This is a genomic window from Glutamicibacter creatinolyticus, assembly GCF_006094275.1.
GTDB classification, from domain to species: Bacteria; Actinomycetota; Actinomycetes; order Actinomycetales; family Micrococcaceae; genus Glutamicibacter; species Glutamicibacter creatinolyticus.
Map to the genome: position 1 here is coordinate 402004 of NZ_CP034412.1, position 11495 is coordinate 413498.

Annotated in this window: 11 protein-coding genes and 1 tRNA gene; 3 read left to right on the top strand and 9 right to left on the bottom strand. The window is 64.8% G+C overall.

The window, feature by feature from the left end; genetic code table 11:
* Positions 1-120 precede the first annotated feature (120 nt).
* The 4 genes from GcLGCM259_RS01910 to tadA form a co-directional block, all read right to left on the bottom strand.
* The gene (locus GcLGCM259_RS01910; RefSeq protein ID WP_138174992.1) at positions 121-675 is read right to left on the bottom strand and encodes a DUF421 domain-containing protein; all 555 of its coding nucleotides are present in this window, start codon (positions 673-675) and stop codon (positions 121-123) included.
* 269 nt (positions 676-944) lie between these two features.
* Complete coding sequence (locus tag GcLGCM259_RS01915) at positions 945-1178, bottom strand: hypothetical protein (protein ID WP_138925601.1); 234 nt, start codon at positions 1176-1178, stop codon at positions 945-947.
* Between the two features lie 317 nt (positions 1179-1495).
* Positions 1496-1586: transfer RNA gene (locus GcLGCM259_RS01920), tRNA-Ser, on the bottom strand.
* A gap of 131 nt (positions 1587-1717) precedes the next feature.
* Positions 1718-2194 carry a tRNA adenosine(34) deaminase TadA gene (gene tadA, locus GcLGCM259_RS01925; RefSeq protein WP_138925602.1) on the bottom strand — a complete coding sequence of 159 codons (477 nt, stop codon included), beginning with the start codon at positions 2192-2194 and terminating at the stop codon, positions 1718-1720.
* 180 nt (positions 2195-2374) lie between these two features.
* Here tadA and upp point away from each other — a divergent pair, with 180 nt between their 5' ends.
* Positions 2375-3022 (top strand): uracil phosphoribosyltransferase, encoded by a 648-nt coding sequence (gene upp / locus GcLGCM259_RS01930; RefSeq protein ID WP_138174986.1) that lies wholly within the window; start codon positions 2375-2377, stop codon positions 3020-3022.
* 12 nt (positions 3023-3034) lie between these two features.
* On the opposite strand, the gene GcLGCM259_RS01935 is transcribed toward upp, so the two are convergent.
* Entirely contained in the window at positions 3035-4519 is a 1485-nt protein-coding gene (locus GcLGCM259_RS01935; RefSeq protein WP_138174984.1) for a sensor histidine kinase, read from the bottom strand.
* Entirely contained in the window at positions 4516-5256 is a 741-nt protein-coding gene (locus GcLGCM259_RS01940; RefSeq protein ID WP_054821151.1) for a response regulator transcription factor, read from the bottom strand. Before GcLGCM259_RS01940 ends, GcLGCM259_RS01935 begins: the two co-directional genes overlap by 4 nt.
* A 614-nt stretch (positions 5257-5870) precedes the next feature.
* On the opposite strand from GcLGCM259_RS01940, the gene GcLGCM259_RS01945 reads away from it, so the two are divergent.
* Positions 5871-6662: a winged helix-turn-helix domain-containing protein gene (locus GcLGCM259_RS01945; protein WP_138174982.1), complete on the top strand. Its 792-nt coding sequence runs from the start codon at positions 5871-5873 to the stop codon at positions 6660-6662.
* Positions 6663-6782: 120 nt separating this feature from the next.
* On the top strand, positions 6783-7322 hold the full coding sequence (locus GcLGCM259_RS01950; protein WP_138925603.1) for a SixA phosphatase family protein: 540 nt from the start codon (positions 6783-6785) through the stop codon (positions 7320-7322).
* Positions 7323-7403: 81 nt separating this feature from the next.
* Here the strand turns inward: GcLGCM259_RS01950 and GcLGCM259_RS01955 are convergent, their stop codons facing one another.
* From GcLGCM259_RS01955 to GcLGCM259_RS01965, 3 genes are read right to left on the bottom strand one after another with little or no spacing between them, the layout of a single operon-like run.
* Positions 7404-8006: a TetR/AcrR family transcriptional regulator gene (locus GcLGCM259_RS01955; RefSeq protein ID WP_138925604.1), complete on the bottom strand. Its 603-nt coding sequence runs from the start codon at positions 8004-8006 to the stop codon at positions 7404-7406.
* The gene (locus GcLGCM259_RS01960; RefSeq protein WP_138925605.1) at positions 8003-10333 is read right to left on the bottom strand and encodes a YhgE/Pip domain-containing protein; all 2331 of its coding nucleotides are present in this window, start codon (positions 10331-10333) and stop codon (positions 8003-8005) included. Before GcLGCM259_RS01960 ends, GcLGCM259_RS01955 begins: the two co-directional genes overlap by 4 nt.
* Positions 10330-11394: a P-loop NTPase family protein gene (locus GcLGCM259_RS01965; protein ID WP_138925606.1), complete on the bottom strand. Its 1065-nt coding sequence runs from the start codon at positions 11392-11394 to the stop codon at positions 10330-10332. Before GcLGCM259_RS01965 ends, GcLGCM259_RS01960 begins: the two co-directional genes overlap by 4 nt.
* Positions 11395-11495: the final 101 nt, after the last annotated feature.

The window sequence follows — 11495 nt, forward strand, 5'->3', positions numbered from 1 at the left end:
CCGTGGCTCGGTCATTTGCGTGTTGCCCGCATTCTTGCATCACCGTCTGGAATTTGCCGGTGAGCACGGGGTTGCCGAGCCGGACTGCGGTGCTGTGGAGCTGATCTTCCGTTGTTTCGCCTAGGCTTCGTGTGGGGCCAGGAAAGCCTTCGGAATCAGTTCGGCGCCGGAGACATTCTCCAGGAACTCCGGTTCAATGGGCACCCCGGTGCGCAGAACGCTGATCTGCCCGGTGGGTTCGAGGATGACGCAGGCGATTTCCGAGCGGTTGCGGACCCCGCTCAAGCGCAGCCGGGAGAGCAGCTCGCTTTCCGAGACGTGAGTGCGCTTCAGATTCGCGGTGATGAATTCTTCCCCGGCCATCAGCAGGTACGCCTTGTTGTTGACTGCGGCCCGGCCCCGTGGAAATCGGCGCAGCTGACCGGTGAGGGCCTGCAGAACCAACAGGGTCACCAAGCCCAGCGCCCCGGCGGCCAGTGTGGGCGTGTAGCCGAGGATCGCACGGCCGATGACGGCGCCGAAAGCCACCACCGCGGCAAGGTCAAAGCTGGACAGGTTAGCCATCGTGCGCTGACCGAGCACTCGGATCGCCACGAGCACCAGAACGTATAGCGCAATCGCGGAGAGCACCACGCGCCCGGCGTCGGCCCAAGTTAGTCCGAAATCATGCCACACAAAGAATCCCCTCTAACCTCATCGCTGGAGTGCTTTCGCCCCAACCCATCCTCTCAATAGGGCAGGCACCCGACCGAATTGAACCCAGGACAAAGCGCAACCGAATCGGTCGCAATCGGGGAGCAGACCACCAGCGCATGAGACGGAGAGGACCCGGAACCTCTAATGTCATGGGTTGTGAACATGAGAGTGTTTGGTCCTACGGGGACCTGCGCGTCGCGAATCTTTTGGCGATTTGGCCCTAGTTAAATCGGGGCCTTACAACGGGCTCACCCATTATTCAGATCCTTCTTGATGCCCACTGCTGCGAATCCGAGGGCGATGGCGAAGCAAATCCAGAGTGCGCCGAACGCAACCGGGTATGCGTGGCCGCCTATCAAGGTCATGGCGCCCATGAGCAGTCCGGTCACGACCATGGTGATGGTGAAGCGGTGCGTGATGATCTTCTTCATGGTGTTGAGAATTGCCAGCTGTGTTTGCCGGGCGACACGGGCAGTTGCCATATTTCGCGTTCTGGCTTCTGGAGCTGCTCACTTCCCGCTCGCGGCCACGCGTGATCATGCTGGCTCACTGCGGTAAGGGTGCCGTGGCAAGCAAACGACGGAGACTAGCTCGTTCCCTTGCACTTCCTTCCTCTGATTATCGTTTCCCGTGCAGGAGAGTGGCCGCTTTTTCTGGTGCGTTTCCGGATCGGGGCCATGAGGTTGATTGTGCACGTCGAAGCCGACATTTTGACTCAGCCAACAACTCGGTTCCATGCCCGCACTTTGAATTCAGGAAGAGAAAAACCCCGTAGATTCATAACCTACGGGGTTCATCGTGGCGGTGACGGTGGGATTTGAACCCACGGTACGGGGTTACCGTACACAACATTTCGAGTGTTGCACCTTCGGCCGCTCGGACACGTCACCAGACCTGATAACTCTACAACGAAGGAAAGCTGAAAACCAAAACAACGAGGGCCGATTGGATGGCGAAGTGGCCAGAACCACATGGCGGCTATCCGTGTGGGTCAGCCGTAACTGTTTGCGCCGGCAAGGTTCTAGCGGCGCTTGGCGCGGAAGAAATCCAGCAGCAGTTGAGCGCATTCAGCTTCCAAAACCCTGGGGTACACCTCGACCCAGTGGTTCAGCCGGGGTTCGCGCACAATATCGAATACCGAACCACAGGCTCCGGCCTTCTCATCCCAGGCCCCGAACACCAGCTTTGGGATGCGGGAAAGGACAATGGCGCCGGCGCACATCGCGCAGGGCTCCAGGGTGACAACCAAGGTGCAGTCCTCCAGCCGCCAGCCATCATCCGTGCCGCGGGCCTGCAGGGCGCGAACGGCATTGCGGATGGCCACCACCTCGGCATGTGCGGTCGGATCTCCGCCGGCCTCGCGCTCATTGCGCCCGGAGGCCAGCACCTGCTGGTCGGGGGAGAGAATGACGGCACCGATGGGCACATCATCGGTGGCCAGCGCGGTCCGGGCCTCATCCAGTGCCAGCCGCATCCACTTCTCGTGTTCTTGCACCATAGTGTCACCCACTTTACGTTGCGCAGTGCCACCGGCGTGCGCGAGCTGGGGTGACAACGGTGCCCGGAGCTTCCCAAAACCTCCCGGGCTTGTTCGGTTGGGCACATTGGCCGGATTCAGTGCCCGAATCTCGGGTAAGGGGCTCGTCGGGGCAGGTGGGCGGCTGGTAGATTTTTGCCTATGCGCGTACAGGTAGTTGACCACCCGCTGGTGGCACACAAGGTTTCGGTCCTGCGAGACAAGAACACGGCTTCGCCGACCTTCCGGCAGCTGACGGAGGAACTGGTCACGCTGCTGGCCTACGAGGCGACCCGCGAGGTGAAGACCGAAGAGGTCGAGGTCGTGACCCCGGTGGCCACGACCACCGGAATTGCCTTCGCAAAGCCCACCCCGCTGGTGGTGCCGATCCTGCGCGCCGGGCTGGGCATGCTGGAGGGGATGACCCGCCTGGTGCCCACGGCCGAGGTCGGGTTCCTGGGCATGGCCCGCAATGACGAGACCCTGGACATCATCACCTACGCCGACCGGGTCCCGAACGACCTGCAGGGACGCCAGGTCTTCGTGCTGGATCCGATGCTGGCCACCGGCGGAACCCTTGCCGAAGCCATCAAGTTCATTTTCGAGCGCGGGGCCGCCTCGGTCACCTGCATCTGCCTGATCGCCGCCCCGGAGGGGATCGAGCGCCTGCGCGAGATCCACGGCGAGGACGAGCGGGTCCACCTGGTGCTGGCCGCCCTGGACGAGCGGCTGGATGAGAAGGCCTACATCATTCCCGGGCTGGGGGATGCCGGGGACCGCCTGTACGGCGTGACCCCGCCCATGCACTAGGCCTTCTGGCCCCTACGCCGCCTCGGTTTTTGCCGCAGGCGGCGTTTGCGTATCGGCCAGCGGCAGCCGCACCTCAAAAACGGTGTCCCCGGGCTGGGAAGTGACCGTGATGGTGCCGCGGTGCGCCTGCACGATGCTCTTGGCGATGGGCAGGCCCAGGCCGGTGGTACCGTCGGAACCCGAACGGGCAGCGTTGGCCCGGGTGAAGCGTTCAAAGACATGCGGCAGGAACTCGGGGTCAATGCCCTCGCCGGTGTCCTGCACCCGCAGCACCGCCTGTCCCACGTCCGCATCGGCCAGCACGCTGACCGTCACGGAGTTGCCCACGCTGGTGTGCTTGCGTGCATTGCCCAGCAGGTTGGTGATGACCCGGCGCAGCGCCGAGGAGTCGCAATTGATCGCCACCTCGTCCTGGGTGGCGATGAACGTCCACCGGTGATCCGGGGCGGTGACCGTGAAGTCGTCGGTGATTTCCCGGGCCAGGTCCACCAGGTTCGCCCGGGAGAGCTTGTAGGAGGTTTCCTCCTCCAGCCGGGCCAGCAGCAGCAACTGCTCCACCAGGGCGCTCATGCGTGAACTTTGCTCCAGCACCCGATCGACCGCGCGCCGCCCGTCATCGGAGAAGTGCTCGGTGGCGGCCAGCAGCTCGGTGTAGCCGCGGATCGCCGACAGCGGGGTACGCAGCTCATGGGAGGCATCGGCCACGAATTGGCGCATCTGCCCCTGGGAACGCTCACGCACCTTCAGCGCGCTGTCCACATTGTCGATCAGCGCGTTCAGCGCCTGGCCCACGTTGCCCACTTCGGTGCCCGGGATTGCATCGTGCGGGGAGACCCGCTGGGTCAGCTCCACCTTGCCCGATTCCAGGTCGGTGTGCGCCACGGAGGAAGCCACCGCGGCCACGCGTTTGAGCGGGTTGAAGGACCGGCCAATGGCCCAGGTGCCGGCCAGGCCGGTGCTGATCACGGTCAGCACGCTGATCACCAGGGTCAACCAGGCCATCTCCCGCAACGCGTATTCGGTGGGCTCGGTGGGCAGCCCGGTGATCAGGATGCCTCCGGAGCCCTGGTCCGGGCGGGCGACCAGCACATAGTCCCCGATCGAGAGCTTGCGGATCACCGGGCGGGAGTTGACCTCCAGGGACAGCAGCGGGTCGATGTCCGCGTCGGTGATCGTGATGCGTTCACCGGTGCGTTCATCCAGCCAGGCCCCGAAGGTCAGCTTGCCGTCCACGAAGCGCACGTTCAAGGTGCCCGAGGCCTGCCCGGGCGCGAACAGGTCATCGGGGGAGTTCTTCGGGGTGGAGTAGGTGGCGGCACGGTTCGCCGCCTGGGAGAGCTGCTCATTCAGCTGCGCCATCAAGGTCTGGCGCATGCCGGCGTTGTAGAGCAGGCCAATGAGCACACACACCATCGTCAGGGCGCCGAGCAGGATCACCAGCAGGCGGCGCTGCAGGTTGTAGGGGGTGTGCTTGGTGGCGGGGGAGAACAGGCTCATGCCGCCGGCTTCAGGACATATCCCACGCCGCGCACCGTGTGGATCATCGGTTCGGCGTCCACGTCAATCTTCTTGCGCAGGTAGGAGATGTACAGTTCGACGATGTTCGCCTGGCCGTCAAAGTCGTAGTGCCAGACGTTGTCCAGGATCTGCGACTTGGACACCACCCGGCGGGCGTTGTTCATCAGGTAGGAGAGCAGGTCGAATTCGGTGGCGGTCAGCGAGATGGCCCGCCCGGCACGGGATACGTCGTGCGAATCCAGGTTCAACACCAGATCGCCCACCACCAGTTCGGAGGCGTCCGCGCTGGTGGCTCCGGAGCGTTCGACCAGCCGGTGCAGCCGGATGAGCACCTCCTCGAGGCTGAAGGGCTTGGCCACATAGTCATCGGCCCCGGCCCCCAGCCCCTCGATGCGGTCCTCCACCGCGTCCTTGGCGGTCAGGAACAGCACCGGGACCTCCGGGAAGTAGGTGCGCACCTTGCGCAGCACCTCGGGCCCGTCGAAGCCGGGCAGCATCCAGTCCAGGACCAGGACATCCGGGGCGAAGTTGCGGGCGGTGGCCACCGCTTCGGGCCCGTCGTGCGCGATCGCCGATTCCCAGCCGAGCATCCGGGTGCCCATGGACACCAACTCGGCCAGCGACGGTTCGTCGTCGACCACCAGGACCTTGATGGCGGTGCCGTCCGGGTGGGTGAGCCGTGGGAGCTGTGAAGGAGAGAAACGCGAATCGTTCATGGTCTTACCTTCCCCCATGCCATTGGGCTGACTTTGTGTTTTACCTGTGTGCTTGCTGTGCCCCCAAGCCCGATTTTATGCGGTGCGAAGCCTTGCAGATAGCCGAATATTTGGTCAAGAGCAGCTCTGGGCGAATGTTTGCATCGTGAACAGCGTCCAGCGCTGAATGCTTATTCATGGCAATGTATAGGGTAGTCAGATTGATCGATTCTGGGCGTATCATTGTGCAATGCGTGGCTAGTTAAACGTTTAACGAAAACATTTGTTCAAAGTGGCAAAGGTCACAAATGGATGCTTTTGTCTCGCATCGTGGACATGGGGGTTGATTGTTACTTGCAAGTTCCAATTGTTACGGGGAAACTGGAGGGGTGAGTCAGGCGCAGAACAGCAAAACAGGCAGGTCACGGTTCCCGTGGTCCGGTCCCCAGTGCTGTTCTCGAATGCTTTGCGTCAGCGGTCAGCTCGCAGCGGAAACCTAGTTTTCGTCGCGATCCAGCCGCTGGCGGGAAACCAACTGTCGTGGGTGTAGAGAAGGACGCCCGCGGCGCAAGCAACAAGCAAACAAGAAGCATCAGCGCCAAATCACTTGGCCTTCGCATAGTTAGAGGAAAAACATGACGGCTGGATCCGGATACGTACACGTTTCAATTCGCAACGCGCAGAACCGTGCTGCTGCAGCACAGCGTTCGACAGCTGGCGGCTATGCCCCGGCAGGCTACCGCCCACTGCGCGCCGTATCCACCAACCATGAGCCGCGCGATATTTCACGCCATCAGACCGCAGCCCCGGTCCAGGCCACCGGCGCCGGCTCGGGCAGCGCGGACACCACAGCCCGCGGGTTCGTCCTGTACGTGGGACTCGATGAGGCCACCGCGCAGGCCAACGGCACCTCGCTGGGCAAGCTGGCCACCCAGGTGCGCGCGTTCCTGGCCACCCTGTCCCCACAGGCGCAGACCCACGCCGCGGTCGCCCTGGCACCGGCCACCGCGCAGGGCGAAGCCATTGACGTGGTCCGCCAGGCACTGGGGGACCCGACGGTCAACCGCCGCGCCCGCACCGAGAACCGTCCCAGTACCCCACGGCCCTCCGGCGTTCTGATCGACCTGTCCCGCCGCGAGGTGTACCTGGACGGGGAGACCCTGAACCTGACCTTCAAGGAGTTCGAGCTGCTGAACTTCCTGGTCGAAAACGGCACCCGCACCGTGGGCCGTGAGGAACTGCTGGAAAACCTGTGGCGCAACGCCGAAGAGGTGCCCAATGAGCGCACCATCGACGTGCACATCCGCCGCCTGCGCTCGAAGCTGGGCCGCCTGGCCAACACCGTGCGCACCGTGCGCGGACAGGGCTACCGCTTCTACGAACACCCCGAGGTCGTCGTCTGGGCCGCCCCGGAATACTCGATCTAGCATCAGCTGGTCGCAGAACGGCCACACCGTCCAACGGGCGGGCGTGCTCCTGGCATGGAGGTACGCCCGCCCGTTCGGCGTTTAAGCGGCCCCGGGACGGTGACCCCGTAAGCTGGTGGCATGAATGCTGGAGGCAAGAACACTGCACAGGCCCGGCGGCTGATCCTGCTGCGGCACGGCAAGGCGGACTATCCGCTCGGGGTGGCGGACCACGACCGTCCGCTGGGTGCCCGCGGTGACCGGGAGGCGCCGGCGGCGGGCCGCTGGTTGGTGGAGAATAACCTCATCCCGGACTACATCATGTGCTCCGATGCGCTGCGCACCCGCTCCACCTGTGCCTGGGTGCTCTCCGAACTGGGGGAGAAGGCGCCCACCCCCTACATTGACTCCCGCATCTACTCTGCGGGCACCTCCGGGCTGTGCTCGATCATCAACGAAACCCCCGATACGGTCTCCACGCTGCTGGTCATTGGCCACCAGCCGGTGCTGCAGGAACTGGCGCTGCGCCTGGCCTCCAAGGACTCGGACCAGGAGGCCGTCTACGAGCTGGCCATGAACTACCCCACTCTGGGAATGACGGTCATGGAAACCGCCGAACCGTATTCGCACCTGGATGCGCGGGACGCAGCCGTGACGCACTTCGTGGTGCCCCGGCCCTAGCAAAAAGATCCCGTGACACCGCAGGCGGTGTCACGGGATCGGGGTTAGTTGGTTCGGTCGGTGGGGAGAGCCTGGGCCAGGTTATCCGGCGGCAGCGCGCTCCAGCCCGTGCACGGTGGCCAGCACCGCCTGCACGTAGACCTCCAGCGGGGGCATCGGGGTGGTTACCGCGCGTTCCCGGGCGGTGAGCAGCGTCGCGCCAAACATCGCGCTGGCCGCCACCTGCAGCAGGGGCTCGGGAACCTGCACGGTGCGGCGCAGCACCTGGCGGATCAGCGCGGTGATCTGTTCCCTGAAGTCGCTGAGCTGTTCGCCCCATAGGCTTTCGGAGCGCTGCTGCTCACTGATCCACAGCTGGGCGTAGGACGGGTAGCGCTCCACGAAGCGGAACGCGCTGACCACCATGGCCTCCAGGGCCTGCAGCCCGTCGGACTGTTCGGCGTACTGTTCCAGCTCCTCCAGGAGGATGTCGGCGCCAAAGGCCAGCAGGGCGCCGATCATCGAGTCCTTGGAGCCAAAATTGTAGTACACCGTGCCCTTGGAGACCCCTGCGGCCCGGGCGATCTCATCCACCGAGACCGCGTTGATGCCGCGGTGCCCCAGCAGGGTCATCGAGGCCGCGAACAGCCGTTCCTTGGAATCGGTGGCCCGCACCCGGGGGCGCCCGACCGCCTCGCCGGTCATACGACCAGCTCCGGCTGCAGGGTCTTCAACGTCCAGGTCTTGTGCTTGCGCACCGCCAGGGTGCTCAGCGCCAGACCCAGCAGCGTGTAGCCGATTAGGCCCAGCACCACTTCGGAGAGCAGCGCCAGATCCGCGCCGTAGACCAGGTGGCGCAGGCCGGCAACCACATGGCCCATCGGCAGGATGCGGTGCAGCACGTGCAGCGGCTCAGGCAGCGTCTCCCACGGGAAGGTGCCGCCGGCGGTGACCAGCTGCAGCACCATCAGCACCAGCACCACGAACTTGCCGGCCGCGCCCAGTAGGGCGGTGATGCCCTGGATGATCGCGGTGAAGGCCATGGAGGCCAGCGCCAGCAGGCCCCAGGTCATCCACGGGTGGGCGGTGTCCAGGCCCAGCCAGAAGAGCACCACCGCGTACAGCAGGCTGGACTGGATCACTGAGAGCAGGAAGAACGGCATCCAGCCGCCCAGCGCGATCTTCCAGTCCCGACCGTTGGAGGCCAGGGCACGCTTGGTGATCGGGCGCATCACCTGGGTCAGGATGAACGCGCCAATCCAGGTGGCCAGGGTGATGAAGAACGGCGCCAGGCCCTCGCCGTACGCGCCGGCCTTGGCCTGGTCGGTGCGGTCCACGGCCACCGGGTCACCGATGACCTCGGAGAGGTGCTCGCGGGTCGGGTCATCCGGGTTCGGGATTTCCTTGGTGCCGTCGGACAGGCCGGTGGCCAGTTCCCCGGAACCGTCGGCCAGGTCGTTGGAGCCCTTGCCCAGATCGCCCACGCCGCTTTGCAGGTCCTTCAGGCCGGTGTACAGCTGGGCGCTGCCGGTTTGCAGTTCGGCGGCACCGGCGTTCAGTTCCTTGGCCCCCGAATCCAGCTGCTTCGCTCCGGCCAGCGCGTCACGCTGCCCGGCATACAGCGTCTTGGCGCCGTCGTTGAGCTGCGCCGCACCGGCGGCCAGGTCGTTGCCGCCGGTGGCGGCGGTGGAGATGCCCTTGACCAGGGTCGGCACCGCGGCGTTAAGCTGTGCGGTGCCGTCCGCCAGGGTGTTCAGCCCCGCCGAGAGCTGCTTGTTGCCCTGGGCGACCTGCTCGGAGCCGTCGGCCAGCTGCTGGATCTGCTGCTGGGCGGTCTTCAGCTGCGCCTTGATTTCCTTGGCGCGCTGGATCACCTGCGAGTTGGCCGCGGCCTCGTCCACTGAGCTGGAGACGGTTTTGACTAGCTCATCGGCCTGCTCCTGGGTGATGATTTCATCTTTCACCAACTGCTGGATGCCATCGAGGCTCTTCTTCTCCACGGTTTGCAGGCGCTTGTCCGCATCGGCTTCCAGCGCGGTGATGACCTCGGCGGCCTCGCTGACTTTGTCGTTGAGCTGGGCGTTGCCGTCGGCGACCTGACGGGAGCCGGCAGCCAGCTGCTTGGCGGCCTTCGCGGCCTGCTGCGCGCCGTCGTTCAGCTGCTTGGCGGAGCTGGGCAGCGGGGCGGTCTGCTTCTTCATTTCATTGAGCCCGGCGGCCAGCTGGTCTGCACCCTTCTTCAGGTCCCCGGTGCCGGCGGACAGTTCCTTGGCGCCGTCGCGCAGCTGGGTCTGGCCCTTGACCAGGTCCCCGGTGCCCTGCTTCAGCGTCTTGGTCCCATCGTGCAGTTCCACCGTGCCGTCGGCCAGCTGCTTGCCGCCGTCGACCAGCTGCTTGGTGCCGTCCGAAAGCGTGGCGACCCCGTCCTTCAGCTGCAGGGTGCCGTCGTAGACCTGGCCTGCGCCATCAGCGGCGTCGGCCATGGAGGAGTGGATGTCCACGAATCCGGCGATCATCGAGTCGGCGGTTTGGGTGCCCACTTCCTTGGCCACCGAGTTGTGCACCTCATTGGCCAGGGTGTCGGCGAACGTGCCCACCATGAAGTTGTTGGCGTCATTTGTGGTGATCTTCAGCTGGGCCTGCTTGGCCTTGTCGAAGTCGGCCGGGGAGGCCAGGTTGGCGGAGAAGTCCTTGGGGATGGTCATGGCGAACGAGTAGTCGCCGTTGGCCACGCCCTCATAGGCTTCCTGCTCGGAACCCACCAACTCCCAGCCGAAGGTGCCGTCCTCCAGCAGGGATTCGGTGACATCCTCACCGACCTTCAGGTCCTTGCCGGACTTCTCGGCTCCCTCATCGAGGTTGACCAAGGCGGCGCGCACGCCGGAGAGGTGGGACTGCGGATCCCAGTTGGCATAGAGGTACATGGCCCCGTATAGCAGCGGTACACAGCTCAGGGCGATAATCGCCAGCTTGGGCAGGGTGCCGCGGGTCATGCGCTGCAGCTCGGAAAGAGCCAGTCGCAGAATCGTCATTTGGTGTCCTCCCCGCGGGAAGTGGTCTCAGGTTTTGGGTTGATCGCCGGGTCGTGGGGCTGGGCATGCTCGCCCGGCTCGGTCTCCCTGGCCGGCTCGGCCTGGGTGGCTTCGGGTTCGGCTGGGGCCGGGGGAGCCTCGTCCGCCGGCGGGGCCAGATGCTGCGGTTCGTGATCCGGCTCGGTGCCGCCGGCATTTTGTTCCACCGGTTCGGGACCCGGGTCCTCGGACTTGTGTTTCGGACCGTCCGGTTCATCGCCGTCGGCGGCAGCGTCCACCTCGATGTGCTCGGTGTCCTCGTGCTCGCCCAGCAGGGCATCAATGGCCACCGTCTGCTCCGCATCCTGGTTCTGCCCGGCCTGTTCGTGCACGGCATGCTCGCCGACGTCGGCGTCGTCCTGCGCATGTGCCGAATCGTGCGGAAGGTGCATCTGCGGTTCGACATCCTGCTCACCCATGAAGAACACCGGGCCATGCCAGTCATCGGGGACCCGGGAGACCACGGCCACGACCGCCGGCTTGCGGCGGGACTGGGCCATGGCCTCCAGCAGGTCCAGCCAGCTGGAGTCCTCCAGACGGTGGCGGTCGGGAGAGTCGAAGACCGACAAGCGCACCTGGTGGTACTCCTCGCTCAGCCGCGCCATGATGTCCAGGCGGGTCAGCGGATCGAGGGCATCCACCCATTCGCTGGCCACCTCGGAAAAGCCGTGCTGGTTCAGCCAGGAGTCAATTCCGCGCTTGCGCCAGATCGGCACCGGCACCAGGGAGAGGTCCTCGGCCACCAGGTCGCGCACCTTCAGGTGGGGTTCCGGGGCGTTGATTTCCGGTGAGTCCACCAGCGCGCTGTGCTTGCGCAGCAGCTTCAGGCTGTCCTTGCCTTCCCAGCTGGCCGTGCCGGAGCTGGGCTTCATGCGCCCGGAGAGCACCAGGCTTAGTGCGGTGCGTGAGAGCGCCGGTTCGGCAACTACCAGGACCACCTCTCCGCGCTCTACTCGCACGGTGGTTGGAGGGCAGATGACGCCGTGGCGTCCGTCCACGGAAACAGAGTCAGCAAAAAGCATGAAACAAGACTAATTGAACTGACCGGTCAGTTCAATTAGTAAGGCTGTTTTCTCACTCACACGCAGGAGTTTCACAGGTCATGCCGGTGATGCGGTCAGCT